Here is a 23,103-nt window from a genome sequence, read left to right as displayed (position 1 = left end):
GGTTGACCTTTAGACAAGAGTTAGTGGTTCATGTAACGACGTCGAATCAATAAGGCTGCCAGCATTGACAATAAAGTCATTCCACCAGTGCTACCGCCGCCTGAACCTCCTGAAACTGGGGGTAAGGTAAAGGAGTAAGGCTTTTCATATTTCAAATTTTTGATATAAGCCGCATCATTGCCAGTTGCTGTATTTGATGTCTTTACGTATTCAAAGCGTATATCGTTGACTTCATCATTCAAATATAACGTTCTGTTGCCACTACGTTCACCATCTTCGATTATGTAAGTGCTACCGTTCACTTTCACAATTAAGGAATCATAAAGAAAAGTAGAGGAGACTTGGAAATCAAAACTTACTTTTCCTTTGGGGACGTTTTCAAGAAACAAAACCGATCTCGCTTTATCGTTCATAACGGCAGAACGTAGCCAACCACCTTCTTCTAGCCAAGGGTTTACATTCACACTAATACTGCTATTGGGTATGGTAATTAACCCCTCTAGTGATTTTGCAGCAGGTTGTAGAACCGTATTGAGCTTTAGTGATGAGGTGACGGTTCCTAAATTTAGTAGGCTGTTAGTGTCAATCTCTAAGCGCACATCAGCAGGTGTCATTGAATCAATGGTATAAGAAACATCAACATAACATTGGCTACTCGGAGCCAATCCTAGCGAACAGTTTTGGTCTGTGATATTTGCAGAAGCTGGAGATAGTGTGACGTTGTTTGCGGTAATCATCTCATCAGAGCCGTTTACAAAATGAAAGCGATGGGTATGAGTTCCATACTTAATCTCGTCTTTGATTTGAGTTTGTCGGAAAGAAACTTTAGACGTTCTTTTAGTTAGCCAATCATTAAAATGGTCGACTTTGGCATAAACGCCAGCTGCGCCTTCTAACCCGCAACCACGCCCCCAACTAACGACACCATATTGAATGAAATTACCGCCGTCATTGATAAAAACGGGGCCACCGCTATCACCTTGACAGGTATCTTGCGGGTAACTGGTTGCACAAAAAGCGTCATTTCTTATACGAGGGTAGTTACTACCACCTAAAGCTTGACACGTTGCAGCATCCATTAACGATATTTCTGCTTTACGTAATACTTGAGAAGGATTGCTCGATTTATTCAACAGTTGATTGTAACTCGTTGCCCCAAAGCCAATGATCTCTAAAACCGTGCCAGCGTGTAGCAGATTAAGTGCACCAGCATCAGGTCGGGTGACTGCTTGTATTGGTAATGAGTTTTCTAATTCAAGAATCGCGATGTCGTTGGATCTTTCGTTATAGTCAGCATGAGTTTCATCATCATAAGCTTCATGATAATAGATTTGTTTGACTTTTACCCGGCGACCAGCATTAGTACGTAAGTCATACGCTCCAACCGTCACTTCAATATCCTCTGCATTGAGCGGGTTTTTTCCTGCTACGCAGTGAGCGGCGGTAAGTACATACTTATCACCCAAGTAGCTGCCACCACAAAAAGAGCTTTTAAGAGTTGAATAGTGTAAGGCAACCATAAAGGGAAAGTTACCCGCGTCAGCAGGGGTTCCATTGATGATTCTAGTTGATATTCCGGATTCCGTTCCAGAAGCACTGAACTGAAAAGATGTAAACAGAAGCGCTCCTAGCGCGACTGAAAAAAGGGGTTTGTTCATGAGTACCTCGGATTAGTTTTTCCAGCACCTCTTGGGTGTGGGAACGGTACCATATAGGGGCTAATGAATCTGGTCAATCAGTAATAATTATCATATCGACAAGATATATTAATCAAATAAGGCAAGTTAATGTATTTCAGTAGCTTATAAAATGAACGTGTTGGTCATTTCATGTTCATTATTTTCTTTCGATTACGATAGTTCTAGGCTACTCCTTTTGAGGTGTATTGATGTTCGGCGTTTTTTATATGGCTTGTCTGGCCTAAAATAATAAATAAGCAACTGCATTTACATCATTAGTGCTAACTCACGGCTTGTGATTAAGTTTTGCTCTATGCTGTGCCATTAATGGTAAATCATTTGAATGAGTTGGAGTCTATATGACACAGGTGAAGTCTCAAGAGCTACGAGAAAAGGCAGTGCTTCGAGAACCGCCAGTGGCTCGATATGATGCGATTGATTGGTCGTTTAACCTAACGACTTCCGAGTTTATTTGTGATCTGAAAGCGGCGAATGCGTTATTTCATTCCAGTGTTTCGATAGCCAATATCCAAGAACTCTTGCGTTATATGACGCCGAGCAAAGCTGCAGAGATGAAGCGCTGCTTCAAGTATGTGATTGAAAGTGGCAAAAGCCATGCTTTAAATTGCAACCTTGTTATTTCGGATCAGGCGTTAACTTATGTGGAAATTTTTATCGAGCGTACTTCTCTCACGCAGTTGCAAGGTACGATTCGACCGCTGCTCAAACTTGAGTCATTGCAAGAGGTGGCCAAGCTTTTTGAAGGAGTGTTTGATAATACACATCATGGTTTGATCCTAACCGACGATCAAACGCGGGTTTTGGCTTGTAACCACTATTTTGAGCAGCATTCAGGTTTCAAACAAAATGAGCTACTTGGGTTAAAAGCCAACCTATTTAATGCAGGCAAGCATTCCAAAGAATTTTACCAATCGATGTGGCATGACATTAACACCAAAGATCATTGGAGCGGTGTCATTCTCAATCGTCGGGCATCTGGGCTGGTTGCACCACAAGAATTAACTATTCAAAAAATCGTACTGCAAGATGGTCGAGTGTTCTTTGTAGGGATGACGCTTGATTTAGCCGATAATCTTCACCGCGTAGCCGATACGGCACTTGGGGATATCGATCTTTTGACGCAACTGCCTACCGAACAAAAGTTTAAAGCCTTGCTCGAAACATATTGCATGGAGTACCCCAAAGGCCAAACACAAATTGTTTTGGCTTTTCAACCTGCGTTTGAATCAGATCGACACCATGTAGAAACTTTAATGCTTTCCAGTTTTTTGGCGCGCTGTAAAGAAGCTAAGTTGGTGGGCTATGTGGGAAAAGATATTTATTTAGTGAGTTTGAGTTGTTCAGAGTGCCAAAAAAACACAGATTTTCGTCTCATCCAGCATGCGATCCGTCGCTTTATGAAAGAGTTAAAGAACGAATCCAGCTCACATACCGCGATTATTAATGGCCGAATTGGTGTGTCTGTTTTAGGGTTCGATGCAAAAACGCCAGCTCGAATGGTGACGCATGCGATGCAAGCAATGCTTGAACAACATGCAGGGGAAGCGCGTAACATCAGTTTCTATCACAGTGAAATACATCAACAAGTGAAACGTAGAAAAAACTTGGAAGACAGAGTCGCTAAAGCGATTGCGCAGAAGGACTTGGAGATACACTACCAACCGATTGTCGATACTAAAACATGGAACATTGCGAAATTCGAAGCGTTATGCCGTTTTAAGCCTGTGCCCGATTTACCTTTTACCACGCAAGAAATGATTGGTATCGCGGAAGATCTGGATTTGATTGCCGAGCTTGATCGTTGTGTCAGTATCTTGTCTTTGCAAGATTTACCAAAGATAAAAACCTTGTTTGGCCAAGGTGTTGGGGTAACGATCAACCGCTCTTTCAATACCAAAATGGATGCGACGCAGATTTTAACCAATACCATGGAGATCATTGATCGCTACACGGATACGCCTCAATCAGTCACCATTGAGCTAACTGAAAGCGCCTATTTTGATAGCCAATCTCATCAGGTTGATGCCCTCAATGCTCTTCGATCGCGTGGCGTAACGGTTGCGATTGATGATTTTGGTACGGGTTATTCCTCTTTTACCTACCTCAGTGATTGCAATTTTGATTATTTAAAAATAGATCGCGAGTTTGTCACGGACATTCAGGTCAACAGCAATAAGTACAGCATTGTTAAAATGATCACTGAGCTGTCGCACACACTCGGCGTGAAAGTGGTTGCTGAAGGGGTGGAAACAGAGCATGAGGTTTGGGTGCTTAAATCATTGGGCATTGACTACATACAAGGCTATATTTTTTCAAAACCACTACCGCTTAAGGAACTGGTTCGGGCCAAGGAGTATCGTAACCGTTTTGTGTATTCAGGCGCTAAAGTGGAACAAGAGCGAAAGCCCAACTGTTTGCTCAATCTGTTCAAAGAGGGGAAACCACATCTGGATCCCAGTGAGCCAATCTCTCTTGTTTATCAGTATATTAAAGCGACTAAAGTTGATGTGCTGCCAGTCGTCAATCAAGGAGAGTGTGTCGGCATCGTCGATGTAGCCTCACTCAATTTATATCTGACGCCGAACATGGGGACCGATCTTGAAACCACGCGTGAAGCGGCCGTATGGCGTAAGCCCGTGAATCAGATCATGAAATTTCATTTCACTCAGCTTGACGCGTACACCGAGCTGAATCAAGTGGTGAATTTGATCGAAAAAGGACATGCGTTTCCATGGGTACTGGTCGATAACACTCGTTACAAAGGCTTATTGACTCAAGCGGACGTGCTGAGGTATTTGGCCGAAAGTCAGTAACCTTCTCTGGGCATCCGCGCTTACTCTTTGCTATTATCGCGCCCAGATGTTTCCAGATGATGTTTAGATTATGATTCAAACCTTACTTTCTGTTTTTTCACCCATGCTGCTCGGTGCGCAAATCTTACTGACGTTAGTGCTGGTCAAAGGGGATATTTGTCCTGGACAACGTGGCCGTATTCATCGCGTATTGCCAGCCATTGGTGTGCTTTGGTTGGCAGTGGCTTCACTAAAAATTGAAGCCTTTTTGGTCGTCTTTTCCATCTTCTATTTCTATTCACAAGTTCAAACCAAGAAAACTCGAGATGAAGGCCCGTTATGGGCACTGTATTTGGCGAATGGCCTTGCCCTGGCTTATGTCGCGATTCAGATATCAGAGCAGGGTCATTGGTCAGCTTCTATCGCCATGTTGCTGTTGGTTGGTTTGTTGGGCGCGAGTTTCTCGCACCTTCTACTAACGATAGCGCGCTCGCGTTTACAAGCTTTCCATCGAGTTCTACCCGTTGTGGGCATTCTCTGCTCGATGGGGATCGCTTTATGCGTTGTGCCGCACGCGTACGGGTTAGATGATGAAACGTTGGCTCAAGCAACATTGCCGTTACTAACGACATTCGGTTTCATGATTGCAGGTATTATCGTGTGGTGCTGGCATATCCTGTTTGCCAAAAGCGCTGAGAAAATTCAATTAACGGCAGCCTTGTTATTGATGCTGGCAGCCAGTATTTGTTTTCAAGGTTTGTTTAATCTCTAGACCTGGGTCACTCTTTAGTGCGAATTTTACCGCTAGTCTTTAGTGGTCTCTTTGCTATAGGAGTGAGCCATGGATTTGAGTAACGTCAGCCGTTTTGATAGCAATATATTACTTGGCATCGTCAATGAGAAGCTACGCTTAGAGTGTGACAGCTTCGAAGAGCTTGCCAGTATGTATGAAATGGATAGAGAAAATGTAGTCGGTAAGCTGGATGTTTTAGGTTACCAATACGACCCACTGACCAACCAATTTAAAGCGAACCAACGCTAGTGCTAAGCAGCGTGCAGTGACAGTTAACCAACCGTACTGTCATTCAAATAGCCATGTCGATACGACGAATAGTTTAAGCCATCTTGATCCCGTCAAGGTGGCTTTTGCATTGTTGGCGCGCGGTGGCAAAAAAAGCTTGTAAATAGTGGCGATCTTTTTCGCTGTGGCGTGTTGCGGCAAATAGTCGACGCCATAAACCTTTCCCTAGTGGTTTGCTGGTGATAAGCCCCTGCCTAGAGAACTCGCTGATGGCCCAATTTGGCAGTGCTGCTACACCTAATCCAGCAGAGACCATTTGTACTAGCATCAAAGTGTTGTCGGCTTGTTTCCACTTCGCGGGTTCAACACTAGCAGGTTGTAGAAAGTGTTTCACCACATCCAAACGCTGCTTTTGTACGGGGTAAGTGAGCATCGTTTGTGAGGCGAGATCCTCTGGTTCAATCACCGATTTTCCCGCAAGTGGGTGAGTTGTAGAGGTGATAAGGCGCATTTCAAAATCAAAGAGTGGTTCGTAATGTACCTCTGAGCGAGGCAAAATATCGGAAGTGATGACCAAATCAAGTTCGCCTGCCAGCAATGCGGGTAAAGGTTCAAAGCCAAAGCCGGACGAAAAATCTAACGTCACACTTGGCCAAGCAAGCTGGTATTCGCGCAGCGCTGGCATTAACCATTGAAAGCAAGAGTGGCATTCAATCGCCATGTGTAAGCGCCCATTGACGTCTTCTTTCAAACTGGCCAAGTCATTTTCAGCTCTGGCCAGCTTTGGCAGGATCTCGTCGGCCAGTTTCAGTAGGATCTCTCCTTCTGAGGTAAATTTCACTGGGCGAGTTTTACGTAGAAACAGTGGCCCGCCAATGCGTGTTTCGAGATCTTTAATCTGATGTGAAAGGGCCGATTGCGTCAAATGGAGCGCGGTAGCTGTTGAGGTGAGTGAGCCGCTGTCCCTTAAAGAAACTAAAGTCTTCAGATGCTTAAGTTCAATCATTGCCATTATTTTCCTTCATTCCTTTGAGAGAACGGTGGTTGATACCAATATCGTGGGTCGCATCAACACGGTGACCATTCTGCTGTTCTGAGCTAAGTTACGCTTTTAATATGGAGCTGTAAACATCTAGACGTCTATTTATCTTGATGTCAATTAAAGCTCTCTGCAATCAACATGAATTTTTTTAATAAACAAGTTGAATAATTGCACCTTGTCTGTGGGTCAGTTTAGATGGATAGTCTGGCCATCCAGACATCTTTATCTAATGCGATAAAGAATCAGACACGATCAACAGCAAAAGGACTAGGGACATGACAACGACGACTCACATCTTAGGTTATCCACGCATTGGTGAAAAACGCGAACTGAAATTTGCGTTAGAAAAATATTGGCGTGGCGAAAGCGATCAAGCGCAGTTACTGCAAGTAGGGCATGACATTCGTCAGAAAAACTGGGCTGAGCAGCAACAAGCGGGTCTGAGTTTTTCAACCGTAGGCGATTTCGCTTGGTACGATCACGTACTCACAACCACATTGCTCCTTGGACACGTTCCTAAACGCCATAAAAACGGCTTTCCTGATTTAGATACACTCTTTCGCGTTGGACGTGGTCAATCACAAGCGGGTTGCGGCTGTAGCGGAAGTGCAGCTTCTGATATGACTAAATGGTTTAATACCAATTATCACTACCTTGTGCCTGAGTTCAGTCAAGACGATACGTTCGAAGTCAGCTGGCCTCAACTGTTTGAGGAAGTCAATGAAGCGTCGAAAGCAGGCCACCAAGTTAAGCCTGTACTGCTTGGCCCGCTGAGCTACCTCTACTTGGGTAAAGAGGTCGAAGAGGGATTTGATCGCCTGACCTTACTGCCTCGTTTATTGACCGCTTATCAAGCAATTTTAGCTAAGCTTGCTAAACAAGGAGTGGAATGGGTACAAATCGATGAACCTATTTTAGCGTTAGAGCTAGAAACAAAGTGGCAAGATGCATTTAAGTTGGCTTATCAAGTGATCGCTGGTGATGTAAAACTGTTACTGACTACTTATTTTGATTCGGTGCTTGATACGCTCGATAAAATCATTGAGCTACCAGTAAATGGATTGCACATCGATCTCTCTGCTTCTGCCGATCAATTGAACGCGGTACTAGAGAAATTGCCAAAAAATTGGGTACTTTCGGCAGGTGTGGTCAATGGTCGCAATGTGTGGCGCGCCGATCTTGCGACGTTATTGGCTCGTTTACAGCCAGTGAAGCAGCAACTGGGGGATCGTCTGTGGATTGCGAGCTCGTGTTCACTCTTACATAGCCCGGTCGATTTAGATCTTGAGCAGCAGCTCAGTGATGAAGTACAAAGCTGGTTTGCATTTGCCAAGCAAAAAGTGACAGAAGTTGCTTTACTTGGTAAGGCACTGGACGGTGATGACGCGGCGATTCTGGCCTGTGAAACTTATAGCCAACCGATACTTGCACGTAAAACGGCAACTCACGTTAATAAACCGCATGTACAGGCGAGAGTCAACAGCATAACGGCGGCACTCTCTGAGCGCAGTGCACCTTATTCAGAGCGCGCTCATCACCAAGCTGAAGTGTTAGGGTTGCCATTTTTGCCAACGACAACCATAGGCTCATTCCCTCAAACGAGTGAGATCCGCCATCAGCGCAGTGCTTACCGTCAAGGTAAACTGGCACACGCTGATTATATCAATGCATTGAAAGGGCACATTGCCGATGCAGTAAAACGTCAAGAGGCACTTGATCTCGATGTGTTAGTGCACGGTGAAGCTGAGCGTAACGACATGGTGGAGTACTTTGCCGAAAACTTAGCCGGTTTCCAGACTACACAATTTGGCTGGGTGCAAAGTTACGGCTCACGCTGCGTAAAACCGGCTATCGTGGTGGCCGATATTGAACGTGAAAAACCGATTACGGTGGAGTGGTCTACTTATGCTCAATCATTGACTGCGAAGCAAATGAAAGGAATGTTGACTGGGCCTGTAACGATTTTATGCTGGACGTTTCCTCGTGAAGATGTTTCTCGTCAAACTATCACTCAGCAGTTGGCTTTTGCTTTGCGTGATGAAGTGGCAGACCTGCAGCAAGCGGGCATTAACATCATCCAAATTGATGAACCTGCGATTCGTGAAGGGTTGCCATTGAAGAAGCGTGACCATCAAGCATATCTGGCGTGGGCGGTTGAAGCATTTAAAATTGCGGCGGCGAGTGCGAAACCCGAAACGCAGATCCACACTCACATGTGTTACAGCGAATTTAATGAAATCATTGACTCAGTAGCTGCACTGGATGCCGATGTGATTACGATTGAAACTTCTCGCTCGAATATGGAATTGCTCAAAGCGTTTGAAGAGTTTAACTACCCGAATGAAATTGGCCCAGGTGTGTACGATATTCACTCGCCAAACATTCCCTCTCAAGAGTGGATTGAAGGTTTGTTGCGTAAAGCGGCGGAAAAAATTCCAGCAGAGAGATTATGGGTTAACCCTGATTGCGGTTTAAAAACGCGCAATTGGAATGAAGTGGAGGCAGCACTGACCAACTTAGTGTCAGCCGCTAAAGCGCTGCGCAAAGAGCTTAAACCCCAGCAAAGTTAAGCCACATTAATCTTGACAGAGGCCTCAAATGAAGCCTCTGTTTTTCCGAATAAAGTGGTTGATGAGTGGTCATCACTAATAAGGGGAGGACTATTGTGCCGAACAAGTTGCTTTACTAATGAATTGGTCCACAACAAGTTGGCCCCGCGTATTGCGCATTTTAATTCGATAAGTCAAGCCGAGGTCGAGGTTAGCACGTGTGGTTGAATCCGAGCAGTAGGTATTGATGCTGGTTTTCAACACTTGATCAATCGGTTTTGCTCCTTTTTGACCCTCATTGTAAATCATCATAATTTCCACCGTACTGCCTTTAGCACTGGCACGCATCACGGACAAAGGCCCAAATTCTAAGGGTAACTCAGCGCTAATCACATTCGCGCGATTACTGGCTACGGCTTCCAAATATTTTTGCTGATCACCATTCGAGCTACAACCCACCAGTACCAGCGTTGTAAACAGAGCACAGAGAATGACTTTCATCTTAAAACACTTTCTTGAAGGGTTTAACGATAACATGTTGATACACACCGGCAGCAACATAAGGATCGGCATCCGCCCATGCTTGAGCTTGTCTTAAAGAATCAAACTCAGCGATGACTGTTGACCCCGTAAACCCAGCTTCTGCTGGATTCTCCGAATCAATTGCTGGCATTGGCCCTGCGGTTAATAGACGACCTTCATCTTGCAAGGTTTGTAAGCGCTCTAAATGTTTTGGCCGGACACTCATGCGTTTTTCCAACGAGTTTTCTACGTCTTGAGAGAAAATAACGTACCACATATTGATATCCTTATTGTTTGATAATGAAGTCGAGGCCTTACTGTACTGAAACTGGCGCGTATTGAAAGCAACCAAACTGAATTTCTGTGATCAGTTGCTAGGCTTAATCGGTCGAGGGCGGCCATCGGTATCAATGGCGACATAATTGAAGGTTGCTTCACATACTTGGAAACGATCTCCCACGCTGTCGTATTTGATGGGTTTTACCCATACTTCAAGATTGACGGACATTGAAGTGCGGCCAATTTTGGTGCATTCACCATAACAACACACCACATCACCTACCTTGACGGGTTTTTTAAACGTAATGCTAGAAACAGACACAGTGACAACGCGGCCAAATGAGATCTCTTTGGCTAAAATTGCGCCAGCCAAGTCGAGTTGAGACATGATCCAACCGCCGAAAATGTCACCGTTGGCGTTAGTATCTGCTGGCATGGCTAAGGTGCGTAGCAATAATTGGCCTCTTGGGGCACTATTTTCCTGATTCATTTTTCGACATCCACAACAACAAAACAGCGACCAAAGTGGTCGCTGAAAAATAGGGACGGATTATACCAAAGACAGCCTGTTTTGCACTCAAAGAGTCCTCTGAATGAATCCTAGCGAGAAGGTTAGTGTAATCAGTGCTCGTGCGAGGAGGGTTTGCTCTCGGAAACTTGCTTCTCTTTTGGCAGGTGTTTGTAGATAAAAACACCCGTTAATAAGGTATAAACAAAAGTTGCGGCTAATAAGCCAAATACTTTGAAGTTGACCCAAACATCCAATGGCAGTTGATATGCAATGTAGATGTTTAGTACAGCGCAAACGCTGAAAAAGAAAACCCACGCCCAGTTGATTTTTGCCCATACGTGTTCAGGTAAGGTTAGCTCTTTGCCAAGCATTCCTTTAATGGCTGATTTGCCCATGATGTGGCTGATGGTCAAGCCCAAGGCAAACACAACGTAAACAATGGTGACTTTCCATTTAATGAAATTGTCATCATGAAAGAAAATCGTCATACCACCGAAGATAGTCACCATCAAAAACGTGATGATCTGCATTTTTTCAACTTTCTTATACAGTGCGTAGGTCAGGGCAATCTGTACCGCACTGGCCACGATAAGTGCCCCTGTGGCGACATAGATGTCGTACATCTTGAAAAGGGCAAAAAAGATGATAAGTGGTATAAAATCAATAAGTTGCTTCATTCGTATTTATGCTTCCGATTTAAACGTTGCGCACAGTCTAACCAAAACCGTGTCAGAGCTAAATAGAAAGAGACAATTCGAAACAAATTAACTAGAAATGGATCAGCGTTCCCAGCCGCTGGTTTCAAGTTGTGGTATTGCTCGTTTCATATCTTCTAAATAGCCTTCACTTTTTAAATTGGCGACAGCTATCTGCAATTCTTCATCTGTCATTGAAAAACAGGAATCTTTGCCAGTAATTAAGCCTAGATATTGGTGGTATTCAAATTCACTGAAATGGCCAATCCGATCGATAACCAATTCTCGGATCCCGTGGTGAATCAAACCATAATAAGTATCACGATGAATATCCATTACTCATACTCCAAGTCGATTCGTGCTAACGCCAAAAGTTTGCCGCTGCTATGTGGCACGAAAGAGGTGTCGTTTATTATAGCAATCGCAATGCCAACTTTATCGTCAGTCATAGGGCGCTTTAATGATTAACTTTAGTATGAGAACTGTTTTTTTTGCAAATTGCGACGCAAAAAGAAAGCCGCATAGAATGCGGCTTGTATTGGATCAATGATGCTCTGTGATGAGTTAGGCTTTTTGCTGCTTCAATGAGGCCTCAGTGGCTTCTTCTTCAATCAAAGCATCAACAATAACGGCACACGCGGCATCCCCTGTGATGTTGAGCGCGGTACGGATCATGTCGAAGATACGGTCTAGGGCGAACAGTAGTGGTAAACCTTCAATTGGAATTCCAGCCGCTAGCAAAACGGCTACTACAAGGAAAGAAGGACCAGGAACACCAGCCTGACCGACGGCGCCCAGTGTCGCTGTTACGATGATGGCAATGTAAGCGCCCATCGAGAGATCAATATTGAATAGCTGGGCGAAGAAAATCGCAACTAAACCGTAATAGATGGCGTTGCCAGACATGTTGATGGTGGCACCTAACGGCAGAACAAAGGCGGCAGTTGAGTTGCGTACGCCAAGGTCGTGTTCTACGGTATCCATAGTGACAGGGAGTGTCGCCATTGATGACGCGGTTGAAAGGGCTACGGCTTGAGGCTTTTTCATCGCAAGGATAAATTTCTTAGCCGACGTCTTGGTTAAGACCTGAATCATCAGCGGGTAAGCAATAAAGCCGAAAATTAAAATGGCCGCGACATAAACGACAAACAGCTTAAATACCACCATCAATGCACCAAAACCAAACGTGCCGACGGCTTCAGCCATCAAACCGAATACACCGATAGGCGCGATGATCATCACTTTGTTGATCATCCACACCATGGCATCAACAATGGTGTTTACGCCATTGATGATCGGGTCACGTTTTTCTTTGCTCTGTTTAGAAATGGCAATGCCAAAGAACAAGCAAAAAACAAGGATTTGTAGAATGTTGGCATTATTCAGTGACTGGAAAACGTTGGTTGGGATCATACCCGTAATGGTTGCCCAAAAAGTAGGTAGTTCACCTTTTGCTGCGTATTCGGCAGAAAACATACCTTCAACGCCCGAAATATCGACGCCGATACCCGGTTGGAAGACTTCGCCCATTACCAGTGCCAGCGTCACGGCGAGTGCGGAAGTGACTGCAAAAAAGCTGAGTGTGACAAAACCGACTTTACCCGCCGCGTGGCTATTACCAAGGCCCGCAGCACCGGAAATAAGCGCAACGGCCACCAGTGGGATCACCAGCATCTTAATTAGGTTGATAAAAATAACACCCAGTGGCGAAAAGACGGCCGCATCGTGTCCCATCATGGCACCAACGGCAGTACCAATGATCATTGCAATGACGACTTGCACGCCAATGTTGCTTAATAAACTCTTTTTGTTTAACACTTCCATAACCTCTGTGCTAATTAATTGTAAATTCCTAGTGTTACCCACTACATAAATATCAATCGGTGGATAAATATTTCGACTAGCTTTTTACACGGATATTTTACATTTAGCAATATGGTAACAAGGTAAATTGACAAGATTATTGATAGTTCATTGACATGAAACGTGGTTTTTTCAAAAAGAAAACGTTTGCTATTTGTTTTGTCAATTCAATGAGTGGTTGGTTTGTGTTTTGTGAATGAATTTGGCGAGGCGTAAATGTTAAAAAAAAGATCGATTTCTTGGTTTGACTCAGAAATCGATCGGGTTGGTTTTTACTGTAAACCAATTTATTTCAACGTCGCTGCTTTCATGCTGGAAACGAAATGGCTGAGAGTCGTTAACATTTCATCTGGCTGATTAAGTCGTTGTTCAATAATTTTCACCACTGCGGATCCCGATATTGCGCCAGCGGCACCGGCGGTGATGGCCTGTTTGACTTGCTCAGGTTCTGATATCCCAAACCCAAGCAATGCGGGTGGGGCAGCAAATTGGTTCAGTCTTTCCAACAAGGCATGCACTGGCATATTGGCTTTTGTTTCTGCTCCTGTCACACCAGATCGAGACAGTAGATAAGTATAGCCACGGCCAAGTTTGGCGACCGCGGCCAGGGTCTCATCACTGGCGGTGGGTGGTGCGATGAAAATGGGTTGAATCCCGTATTTGTCTGCCGCCGCGACAAATTCACGGCTTTCATTAGTCGGAACATCGGCGATCAATACTGAATCCACACCCGCATTTTTACAGCGTTGGTAGAAGTTTTCGATGCCGCGTGAATAAACGAGGTTGGCATACATCAACAGCCCGATAGGCAGGTCAGGATATTGCGCGCGAATTTTGGTGATCAACTCAAAGCAGATATCTGGAGTCGTCCCTGCATCCAGTGCACGAATATTCGCCCCTTGGATGGTTGGGCCATCAGCGAGCGGATCAGAGAAAGGGATACCGAGTTCTAATGCGTCTGCTCCTGCTTCCACTAGCGTTTGCATGATGCGCAGTGATTGCTCTGGATCTGGGTCCCCGATGGTCACAAATGGAACAAACGCACCTTGATTGTTGTCAGCTAAACGCTGAAATAGGGTTTGATAGCGATCCATTACAGCGCTCCTTTCTCTTCTAATAGTTTATGGACGGTGAAAATATCTTTATCGCCGCGACCGGATAGATTTACGACCAATAACTGCTCTTTTTCTGGCTCGGCATACGCCATCTTCACGGCGTAAGCAACCGCATGTGATGATTCCAGCGCGGGAATAATGCCTTCGTTACGTGCGATCGATTGGAAAGCATCGAGTGCTTCATCATCGGTAATGCTTTCGTACTCAGCGCGGCCTGTCGCATAAAGATGAGCGTGCTGAGGGCCAACAGAAGGGAAATCAAGCCCAGCGGACACCGAGTAAGACTCTTCCACTTGCCCGTTTTCATCTTGCATCAAAGGTGATTTCATGCCGAAGAAAATACCTGTCTTGCCGTGCTTCAATGGCGCGCCATGCTGGTGGGTATGAATGCCTTTTCCTGCTGGCTCAATGCCAATCAAACGGACATTCTTTTCTTCAATAAAGTCAGCAAACATGCCAATCGCGTTCGAACCGCCGCCGACACAAGCAAGCACCGCATCTGGTAAACGACCTTCGCGAGCCAAAATTTGCAGTTTCGTTTCTTCGCCAATCATGCGTTGAAACTCACGGACTATAGTTGGAAATGGGTGAGGCCCCGCTGCAGTACCTAATAAATAGTGGGTGGTTTCATAGGTGGCAGACCAGTCACGTAGCGCTTCATTGCACGCATCTTTAAGTGTTGCTGATCCTGAATGAACGGGGATCACTTCTGCGCCCATTAGCTTCATACGAAACACGTTGGGGCTTTGGCGTTCAACATCTTTTGCACCCATATAAACGCGACATTTTAGCCCCAGTAGTGCGCAGGCCAACGCCGTTGCAACACCATGTTGCCCTGCGCCTGTTTCGGCAATAATTTCATGTTTACCCATACGCTTAGCAAGCAGTGCCTGACCAAGTACTTGGTTAGTTTTGTGTGCGCCACCGTGCAATAAGTCTTCACGTTTTAAGTACAATTTGGTTTTTGTGCCTTTCGTGAGATTTCGCGTCAAAGTTAGCGCCGTTGGCCGACCTGCATACTCTTGTAGTAACGTCATGAATTCAGCACGAAATTCAGGATCTTCCTGCGCATCAATAAAAGCTTGTTCCAATTGGTCAAGCGCTGGTACTAAAATTTGTGGAACGTATTGACCACCGTATTCGCCAAAATAGGCATCGAGTTTTGCCATGATTCGTATCCTTAGTCTCTGTGTTACTGCTGAGTGATTCAGCGGTAATGAATCTGTTGTTATCCCTTGCTACTTGACCTTGCGGCTGGGTGAGTCACTCGCTTTTCAAGCCAATGGGAATCGATTTAGTGTTAGTACTGCCGAATAGCGTCGAACGCTAGGGTTAGCTTGTGTAAGTCTTTTTTCCCCGGTTCGCTCTCAACACCTGAATTGAGATCGAGCCCTAAACAACCGATGTTTGCTGCTTGCTGAGCATTTTCAGGGGATAAGCCACCCGCCAACATGACATCGTTTACCTCGGTTAGTAATTGCCAGTCAAAACGTTGGCCAGTGCCGCCAGATTTCGTTCCTACTTTGGCATCGAATAAGTGACGGTCAATGTGGCGCTCAAGCTTGGTCGGTAGGCAGTCGCTCACGCCATAAGCTTTCCAGATTTCAATCTGGCTAGGTAAGTGAGCTCTCAATTGGTCAACATAGGCTTGATCTTCTTCGCCATGCAGTTGCACCGCAAAGAGTTTTAACGTCGTAGCAATCTGCGTAATGGCTTCAATAGTGTGATTTTGAAACACGCCCACGTAGCGCAGCGGCGCGCCGATCATCGTCAAACGTGCATTGTCCAAGTCGACATAGCGTTTGGATTGCGGCACAAAAATTAAGCCACCAAACACGGCTCCAGCTTGATAGGCTTTGGCCGCATCGTCAGCATGAGTTAAGCCGCACACTTTGTTTTCGCCGAGCGTCACTTTGCGTACCGCTAGCTCTAAATTTTCTTCGGCCATCAACGAGCTGCCGATTAAAAATCCGTTGGCGTATTGCGAAAGTTCACGCACTTGTTGGTGAGTATAAATACCAGACTCCGAGATGATCATGGTTCCTTCTGGGAGTAAAGGTGCCAGCTGTTTAGTGCGATTTAGATCGGTTGAGAGATCGCGCAAGTTGCGGTTATTAATGCCAATAACTTTCGCTTGCAGGGCGACTGCCCGATGCAGCTCTTCCTCATTGCTCACTTCGGTTAAAATACCCATACCCAGTTGGTGAGCCACATTGGCTAGCGTTTGATAGCGTTGATCATCAAGGACGGACAGCATCAATAAAATGGCATCTGCATTGTAGTGACGAGCCAAATAAACCTGATAAACATCAACCATAAAGTCTTTGCAAATCACAGGTTGGCTTACTTGCGCGCGAACGCGTGGCAGAAATTCGAGGTTGCCTTGGAAATATTTTTCATCAGTCAAAACTGAAATGGCGTCTGCATATTGATGGTAAACCGAGGCGATATAATCCAAATCAAAATCTTGGCGAATGAGCCCTTTGGAAGGTGACGCTTTTTTACACTCCAAAATAAAAGCGGTTTTACCCGTATTTAACGCATCATAAAACGAGCGATCCGATGCGGTTAATAAGTGTTCGAAGCTGCCCAATGGTTGCTGCGTTTTACGCTGCTCGACCCATTCATATTTGTCATTGACGATTTTGGCCAACACTTCAGCCATTTGAGTATGCTGGGTTGAAATGTGGTCAGAAAGTTGCTCAGGCATGGGGCTTAACCTCTTTGTGCCAGTTGTTGGACAAGCTGATAGGCTTTGCCCGAGTTCATTACACTAATGGCCTGTTGTGTATTGGCTTTGAGATCTTCTTGGCCAAAAAGACGCAGCAGCAGCGCCACATTGACAGCGACGGCAGCCAGTTGCGCTGGCGTGCCTTTCCCAGTCAGCAGGTTGGTGATAATGGCGCGATTCTCCGCAGGCTCACCACCTTGAATGGCTTCGAGTGGGTAGCTTTCAACACCAAAATCTTTAGGTGTTAAGGTGTATTCGATGATGTGTCCATCACGAATTTCAGCCACTAAGGTTTCACCATGAATCGCCACTTCATCTAAACCACTGCCATGAACGACCGCTGCACGTTTCAATCCCATTTGTAACATGGTTTGGGCAATAGGCAGAACCAGTTCTTTACTGTAAACACCCATCAGTTCAATGTTGGGGCGAGCAGGGTTAATTAGCGGTCCTAATATATTGAAGATAGTGCGCGTTTTCATGGTTTGGCGCACGGGCATCGCATGACGCACGCCACCATGATATTGCGGCGCAAATAGGAAAGCGACGCCCAAATCATCGATGGCTTGGCGAGTATTTTCAGCGCTCATCGCAAGGTTAATACCAAATGAATCCAGTAGATCAGAAGAGCCTGATTTGCTCGATACTCCACGATTACCATGTTTGGCAATTTTTACGCCACAGGCAGCAGCAACAAATGCTGCGGTGGTTGAAATATTAAAAGTATTTGAGCCATCACCACCAGTGCCGACTATGTCTGCAAAATCATAGTCTGGCCTTGGAAACGGGGCCGCGTTAGCCAATAATGCTTTGGCTGCGCCAGCAATTTCATCGGGTGTTTCACCTTTGATTTTCAGTGCCGTCAATACCGCTGCCATCAAAATAGAGTCGAGTTCACCACGGATGATGACATCAAACAGTTGCTGGCTTTCTGCTTGTGAGAGCGACTGCTGTGCGTAAAGTTTATTAATGATGTTTTCCATAAAATATCCCTATAAATCCGTTAGTGGGTGCTTTTTTCTAAAGCCCAATCGATCGCATTGGCAAGCAATGCTGCGCCATGAGTAGTCATGATGGACTCTGGATGAAATTGAAAGCCGCACACTTTATCTTGCTCTTGCACCACGGACATCACGAGCCCATCAACCTCAGCCGTGATGGTTAAACTATCTGGAACCTCAGTAGCCACTAGGGAATGATAACGAGCAATGGCTAGTGGTGACGGTAGCTGTTGGTAAATACGATGATGTTGGTGTTCCATCATCGAGATTTTGCCATGGATAATTTCGCCAGCACCCGCGACGGTGCCGCCGTAAGCTTCAACAATCGCTTGGTGACCTAAACAGATGCCAATGATCGGCACTTTGCCCTTAAGGCGTTGGATTAATTGTGGCATGCATCCCGCGTCTGCGGGCGCGCCCGGTCCGGGGGAGAGTAGCAGCAGCGGTTCATCCAATTGAAAGACCGCTTGTTCAATGCTCTGTGCGGCGATGTTGTTGCGATAAACTGTCACCGTATGGCCGAGTGAGCGGAATTGATCAACAAGGTTGTAGGTAAAGGAATCAAAGTTATCGATAAAAATAATGTTGGCCATGTCTGCTACTCCTGATGCGCGGCTTGAATTGCAGAGATCACGGCTTGTGCTTTACCACGTGTCTCGTCGGCTTCCGATTGAGGGTCTGAATCATAAACGACCCCAGCGCCCGCTTGAACTTGCGCAATACCCTGTTCGACATAAGCCGAGCGGATCACAATGCAAGTATCTAAATCGCCTTCCCCGGTAAGATAGCCTACCGCGCCACCGTAACTGCCACGGCGGGCTTTTTCCACGTTACGGATAAGCTGCATGGCGCGAATTTTCGGCGCACCAGTGAGTGTGCCCATATTCATGCAGGCTTGGTAAGCGTGCAGTGCATCGAGATCGCTTCGGAGTTGACCCACCACGCGAGAAACCAAATGCATAACGTGACTGTAGCGATCCACTTTCAATAAATCAGCGACGTGGCGCGTTCCTGCTTGTGCAATACGTGCGACATCGTTGCGCGCAAGGTCGACCAACATCATGTGTTCAGCGTTCTCTTTTTTGTCGCAACGTAGCTCAAGTTCAATGCGGCTATCTAAATCAGAATCAATTGAACCATCGGCGCGTTTACCACGGCGGCGAGTCCCTGCGATAGGGTAAATCTCAATCTGGTTGGTTTCGGTGGCGTATTTCAATGCGCTTTCAGGAGAAGCGCCAAACAGAGTAAAGCGTTCGTCTTGCATATAAAACATGTAAGGGCTTGGATTGCTCTCTTTTAGTTTTTTATAAGCAGCAAGTGGTGAAGGGCAAGGCAGAGTAAATCGGCGAGAAGGCACCACCTGAAAAACATCGCCTTTCACGACAAATTCTTTTAACGCTTGAACGGTCTTGCAAAACTCTTGGTCAGAAATATTCGTTGTCACGCTTACGTTAGCTACGGTTTTGGCTTGCGGTAGTAATTTGGGTGCGGCACATTGCTGCGCGATCTCTTGTAAACGAGTAATTAATGTTTCGCGCATTGTTGGCGTGGGGTTAAAAACACTGGCTTGCAACTGACAATGCTCAGTTTTATGGTCAATCACCAACAAGGTTTCTGCGATATAAAAAACGTAGTCTGGACACTGATTAGTCGTATCGGCATTTCCTAGCGGTTCGAAGTTGGCCACCAAATCGTAGGCAAATAAACCGCCTAGAAAGAGGGCATGTTTATCGTGATGACGAAGATCGAAACTGTGCTGCACGAGACGTAGTGCATCAAAAGAAGAGGCTTCGCGTAGGCGAGAATCTTCGTCTAGCGTGTCGCATGGTGCTTGAAATTGAAGTGTTAAGGTATTTTGTTGTAACTGATGTTCAATATCCGTTTTAATATTACGCTGTAGATGTTCGATGAGCTGTTGACCATTGTCTGTCAATGCGTGAAAAGTGACAACGTGACCAAAGCAAGTGATGCGCACGGCAGCATCAACCAATAATAGACTTTTGAGATCCTGTTTTGAGTCGATCTCGGCGGATTCTAATAGCAAACAATCTGTTTTTGACTCACATAGCGTATGAAATAGACGTGTTGGATCTTGGGTATAAGGCACGGACATATTGATTACGTCAATTTGGCCTAAGCTTTTAATTTCAATGGTCTTATTCACAAGACCTCCTTGATGAATTTTAATGTTCCTGTCGTCCATACTCGCATAATCCTCTTAGAGACCCAATCTTCACTTTGGGGGTTTTGCTGTTTTATTGCGCAATGTAATGTGAGCCATTCGACAAAATAAAAAGCCCGCTCATTGAGGCGGGCTTTGTGAATTCGTGTTCTATTTTAAAAGTACACGGTTGCCCACCAAGAACTTGTCCAAGTGTGCCACCAATTGAGCTCAGATGAAGCTGCGCTTAAATTGTGATTATGGTTTTGGTTAAATTCTTGTAACATGGTCAACCTCAAATACGTGCCTTGCATTTGTGTACTAGTTAACTAGTGCGAGAGTGAAAAGTCAAGCCTAAAAGATGGCCAAAATAAAATTATGAGAATTGATCTACATAGCCACACCACTTCTTCAGATGGCAGGTTATCGCCGCAAGCGTTAATCGATAGGGCGCTAAGCTTTGATATTGAGGTATTGGCGATCACTGATCACGATACGACTGATGCATTAACTATTGCTCATGACTATATTAATCAGCAACAATTACCCATCACCTTGATCGATGGCATCGAGATTTCCACGGTTTGGCAAAATAAAGATATTCATATTGTTGGGCTCAACATCGACTCAAACGCTCAAGCTTTGCAGCAGTTAATTGAGCAGCAAAAGGCACATCGTGTGCAGCGCGCACAATTGATTGCGCAACGATTGCAAAAAGTGACACGTGAAGGGGTGTTAGAAGAGGTGCAAGCCATCGCCGGAGAGGCACCGATTACTCGTGCGCATTTCGCAAAATGGCTGGTTGAACAGGGTTTTGCGAAGAACATGCAGCAGGTGTTCAAAAAGTTTCTCACCCGCGATAATCCCGGGTATGTACCACCAAGTTGGTGCTCGATGACCGATGCCGTTGAAGCAATACACGCCGCTGGTGGCCAAGCGGTATTAGCGCATCCTGGACGATATGACTTGACGACCAAGTGGCTCAAGCGCTTAATAACGGCGTTTGTAGAAGCGGGTGGTGACGCTATGGAAGTGGCACAGCCACAACAAGCGCCACAAGAAAGACGTAATTTGGCCGATTATGCCATACAATACAATCTATTAGCTTCTCAAGGCAGTGACTTTCATTACCCCTCACCTTGGATGGAACTGGGGCGAAATCTTTGGTTGCCTTCTGGCGTCGATCCTGTCTGGAAAGATTGGGGTTTAAGCCCTGTAGATAGACTCAATAATGAGGAATTACAATGAGCCAGTTTTTTTACGTTCATCCAGAAAACCCGCAGACTCGCTTGATTACTCAAGCGGTTGCCATTATCCGCAATGGCGGAGTTGTTGTGTACCCAACGGATTCTGGTTATGCACTAGGCTGCCAACTAGAAAATAAACAAGCATTAGAGCGTATTTGCCAAATTCGCCGCCTTGATGATAAGCATAATTTTACCTTGCTGTGCCGTGATTTGTCAGAGCTCTCTTTTTATGCGCGTGTGGATAATACCGCTTTTCGCTTGCTCAAGAATAATACACCTGGCCCTTATACCTTTATTTTTAAAGGGACCAAAGAAGTGCCACGTCGGTTGATGAATGCGAAGCGTAAGACGATCGGTATCCGCGTGCCTAATAACCGTATTGCACTTGATTTACTTGAAGCGTTAGGTGAACCGCTAATGTCCACTTCACTTATTTTGCCCGGCAACACCCATACAGAATCGGATCCAGAAGAGATTCGGGATCGCCTTGAGCACGCCGTGGATGTCATTTTAAACGGGGGTTATTTAGGTGAACAGCCGACGACAGTGATTGATTTCAGTGAAGATGATATGGTGGTTGCTCGCGTGGGAGCGGGCGATCCAACACCTTTTGAATAGCTTTTGAGTAGGCCATCAAAACGAGTGCTTTTTGGCGTAGAATTTGAGATACTATGCGGCCGCGATTTTGGGGTCGCATTTTTTCATTCGACGTCTGTGAAGACGACACATAGGTAGATAAATGAGCGAAAAGTTACAAAAAGTTTTAGCACGAGCTGGTCATGGTTCTCGTCGTGAGTTAGAAGCTTTGATTAGAGCAGGACGTGTCAGTGTTAATGGCAAGGTAGCTATGTTGGGCGAGCGTCTAGAAGATGATAACGCAGTTGTGCGTATTGATGGACATGCTGTTTCCGTTAAAGCGCCAGAAGAGGTTATTTGTCGAGTGCTTGCTTACTACAAACCGGAAGGTGAGCTTTGTACCCGTCATGATCCAGAAGGTCGTCGGACGGTATTTGATCGTCTACCTAAAATTCGTGGTTCGCGTTGGATTTCAGTTGGCCGCTTAGATGCCAACACCTCAGGCTTACTTCTCTTTACTACCGATGGTGAATTGGCTAATCGCCTTATGCACCCAAGCCGCCAAGTAGAACGCGAATATTTAGTGCGTGTTTTTGGCGAAGTGAACGAGCAGAAAGTGCGTAACCTCGTTAAAGGGGTTGAGCTAGAAGATGGCTTGGCACGCTTTGAAGATATTGTTTACGCTGGTGGTGAAGGTATGAACCATACTTTCTACGTCGCGATTAACGAAGGCCGTAACCGTGAAGTTCGTCGTCTTTGGGAATCTCAAGATACCACAGTGAGCCGTTTGAAACGCGTTCGTTACGGCGAGATCTATTTGGACAAAAAACTGCCACGCGGCGGTTGGATGGAACTGGATCTTAAAGATGTAAACTATTTACGTGAATTGGTTGAACTGCGTCCTGAAAAAGAGACGATGCTAGATTTGAGCAAAGACAACACTTCACGTACTCGTGAGCGTGCGCGTAGCCAAAAAATTCGCCGTGCCGTTAAGCGCCATGAAGAGCGCGTAACGACGACGGGCAAGCCTAAAAGTCGTACGACCAATGGTACAACGACGAATGGTAAAAAAACTAACGGTACGACAACCAATGGCACAACTACTGGCCGTCGCAAGCCTGCTTCAAGTACCCGTAACAGTGGTGCAGATGGTAGCCGCGGCACTGGTCGGCCTCAAACTGGTAAAGCGAAAGCGCCACGTCGATAAGCGAAACTTTCTCATTGCCTGTTAATTGATATTAAAATCCCGAGCTAAGCTCGGGATTTTTTCGTTTAATACATTGATAATAAAATAAAAA

At 45.5% G+C, this 23,103-nt stretch carries 22 protein-coding genes and 1 other annotated feature; of the genes, 7 read left to right on the top strand and 15 right to left on the bottom strand.

The genetic code is table 11. The features are described 5' to 3' along the window. Positions 1–20: 20 nt before the first annotated feature. The gene (locus DD616_RS12770) at positions 21–1,658 is read right to left on the bottom strand and encodes a S1 family peptidase (protein WP_231140390.1); all 1,638 of its coding nucleotides are present in this window, start codon (positions 1,656–1,658) and stop codon (positions 21–23) included. Between the two features lie 380 nt (positions 1,659–2,038). Between DD616_RS12770 and DD616_RS12765 the strand changes: the two genes are divergently transcribed. From DD616_RS12765 to DD616_RS12755, 3 genes are all read left to right on the top strand, one after another. After that, a complete protein-coding gene (locus tag DD616_RS12765; protein ID WP_208871756.1) occupies positions 2,039–4,513 on the top strand; it encodes a sensor domain-containing phosphodiesterase in 2,475 nt (824 codons plus the stop codon). A gap of 70 nt (positions 4,514–4,583) precedes the next feature. Continuing rightward, entirely contained in the window at positions 4,584–5,264 is a 681-nt protein-coding gene (locus DD616_RS12760; protein WP_017047761.1) for an HI_1241 family integral membrane domain, read from the top strand. Between the two features lie 69 nt (positions 5,265–5,333). Then, the gene (locus DD616_RS12755; RefSeq protein ID WP_010316942.1) at positions 5,334–5,534 is read left to right on the top strand and encodes a DUF4250 domain-containing protein; all 201 of its coding nucleotides are present in this window, start codon (positions 5,334–5,336) and stop codon (positions 5,532–5,534) included. 73 nt (positions 5,535–5,607) lie between these two features. On the opposite strand, the gene metR is transcribed toward DD616_RS12755, so the two are convergent. After that, positions 5,608–6,519, bottom strand: coding sequence for an HTH-type transcriptional regulator MetR (gene metR, locus DD616_RS12750; RefSeq protein WP_038148387.1), 912 nt, complete (start codon positions 6,517–6,519; stop codon positions 5,608–5,610). Between the two features lie 311 nt (positions 6,520–6,830). Here metR and metE point away from each other — a divergent pair, with 311 nt between their 5' ends. Continuing rightward, positions 6,831–9,125 (top strand): 5-methyltetrahydropteroyltriglutamate--homocysteine S-methyltransferase, encoded by a 2,295-nt coding sequence (gene metE / locus DD616_RS12745; protein WP_208871755.1) that lies wholly within the window; start codon positions 6,831–6,833, stop codon positions 9,123–9,125. Positions 9,126–9,215: 90 nt separating this feature from the next. Here the strand turns inward: metE and DD616_RS12740 are convergent, their stop codons facing one another. The 13 genes from DD616_RS12740 to trpL2 all read right to left on the bottom strand — a co-directional run bounded on the left by DD616_RS12740 (position 9,216) and on the right by trpL2 (position 20,296). Further along, positions 9,216–9,605 (bottom strand): GspS/AspS pilotin family protein, encoded by a 390-nt coding sequence (locus tag DD616_RS12740; RefSeq protein WP_017047758.1) that lies wholly within the window; start codon positions 9,603–9,605, stop codon positions 9,216–9,218. Position 9,606: 1 nt separating this feature from the next. Further along, positions 9,607–9,903 (bottom strand): YciI family protein, encoded by a 297-nt coding sequence (locus tag DD616_RS12735; protein ID WP_208871754.1) that lies wholly within the window; start codon positions 9,901–9,903, stop codon positions 9,607–9,609. Between the two features lie 90 nt (positions 9,904–9,993). Further along, positions 9,994–10,395 carry an acyl-CoA thioester hydrolase YciA gene (yciA, locus tag DD616_RS12730; protein WP_013857152.1) on the bottom strand — a complete coding sequence of 134 codons (402 nt, stop codon included), beginning with the start codon at positions 10,393–10,395 and terminating at the stop codon, positions 9,994–9,996. Positions 10,396–10,526: 131 nt separating this feature from the next. Further along, positions 10,527–11,093 (bottom strand): septation protein A, encoded by a 567-nt coding sequence (locus DD616_RS12725; protein ID WP_017042013.1) that lies wholly within the window; start codon positions 11,091–11,093, stop codon positions 10,527–10,529. A 102-nt stretch (positions 11,094–11,195) separates the two neighbouring features. Continuing rightward, positions 11,196–11,447, bottom strand: coding sequence for a hypothetical protein (locus tag DD616_RS12720; RefSeq protein WP_017044617.1), 252 nt, complete (start codon positions 11,445–11,447; stop codon positions 11,196–11,198). Between the two features lie 228 nt (positions 11,448–11,675). Further along, a complete protein-coding gene (locus tag DD616_RS12715) occupies positions 11,676–12,935 on the bottom strand; it encodes a dicarboxylate/amino acid:cation symporter (protein ID WP_038171785.1) in 1,260 nt (419 codons plus the stop codon). Positions 12,936–13,261: 326 nt separating this feature from the next. Then, positions 13,262–14,068: a tryptophan synthase subunit alpha gene (gene trpA / locus DD616_RS12710; protein ID WP_088732213.1), complete on the bottom strand. Its 807-nt coding sequence runs from the start codon at positions 14,066–14,068 to the stop codon at positions 13,262–13,264. Then, positions 14,068–15,258, bottom strand: a complete 1,191-nt coding sequence (gene trpB, locus DD616_RS12705; protein WP_013857145.1) for a tryptophan synthase subunit beta — start codon at positions 15,256–15,258, stop codon at positions 14,068–14,070. The genes trpA and trpB overlap by 1 nt, the downstream gene beginning before the upstream one ends. A 131-nt stretch (positions 15,259–15,389) precedes the next feature. Next, the gene (trpCF, locus tag DD616_RS12700; protein WP_208871753.1) at positions 15,390–16,799 is read right to left on the bottom strand and encodes a bifunctional indole-3-glycerol-phosphate synthase TrpC/phosphoribosylanthranilate isomerase TrpF; all 1,410 of its coding nucleotides are present in this window, start codon (positions 16,797–16,799) and stop codon (positions 15,390–15,392) included. 5 nt (positions 16,800–16,804) lie between these two features. Then, positions 16,805–17,803, bottom strand: a complete 999-nt coding sequence (gene trpD / locus DD616_RS12695) for an anthranilate phosphoribosyltransferase (RefSeq protein ID WP_013857143.1) — start codon at positions 17,801–17,803, stop codon at positions 16,805–16,807. A 20-nt stretch (positions 17,804–17,823) separates the two neighbouring features. After that, positions 17,824–18,414, bottom strand: a complete 591-nt coding sequence (locus DD616_RS12690) for an aminodeoxychorismate/anthranilate synthase component II (protein ID WP_013857142.1) — start codon at positions 18,412–18,414, stop codon at positions 17,824–17,826. Between the two features lie 5 nt (positions 18,415–18,419). Then, positions 18,420–19,985 (bottom strand): anthranilate synthase component 1, encoded by a 1,566-nt coding sequence (locus DD616_RS12685; RefSeq protein WP_208871752.1) that lies wholly within the window; start codon positions 19,983–19,985, stop codon positions 18,420–18,422. A 124-nt stretch (positions 19,986–20,109) separates the two neighbouring features. After that, positions 20,110–20,212: a sequence feature (Trp leader region), on the bottom strand. Then, complete coding sequence (trpL2, locus tag DD616_RS12680; protein WP_010318233.1) at positions 20,159–20,296, bottom strand: tryptophan operon leader peptide; 138 nt, start codon at positions 20,294–20,296, stop codon at positions 20,159–20,161. Its footprint overlaps the feature before it by 54 nt. A 64-nt stretch (positions 20,297–20,360) precedes the next feature. On the opposite strand from trpL2, the gene rnm reads away from it, so the two are divergent. From rnm to rluB, 3 genes are all read left to right on the top strand, one after another. Next, complete coding sequence (rnm, locus tag DD616_RS12675; protein ID WP_017042022.1) at positions 20,361–21,230, top strand: RNase RNM; 870 nt, start codon at positions 20,361–20,363, stop codon at positions 21,228–21,230. Further along, positions 21,227–21,847, top strand: a complete 621-nt coding sequence (locus tag DD616_RS12670; RefSeq protein WP_094124084.1) for an L-threonylcarbamoyladenylate synthase — start codon at positions 21,227–21,229, stop codon at positions 21,845–21,847. The genes rnm and DD616_RS12670 overlap by 4 nt, the downstream gene beginning before the upstream one ends. 121 nt (positions 21,848–21,968) lie before the next feature. After that, positions 21,969–23,012, top strand: coding sequence for a 23S rRNA pseudouridine(2605) synthase RluB (rluB, locus tag DD616_RS12665; protein WP_013857138.1), 1,044 nt, complete (start codon positions 21,969–21,971; stop codon positions 23,010–23,012). Positions 23,013–23,103 lie beyond the last annotated feature (91 nt).

This window comes from Vibrio anguillarum (assembly GCF_003390515.1).
Classification (GTDB): Bacteria; Pseudomonadota; Gammaproteobacteria; order Enterobacterales; family Vibrionaceae; genus Vibrio; species Vibrio anguillarum.
Note: the sequence above shows the minus strand (reverse complement) of the source record. Positions and strands in the feature narration are given on the sequence as shown.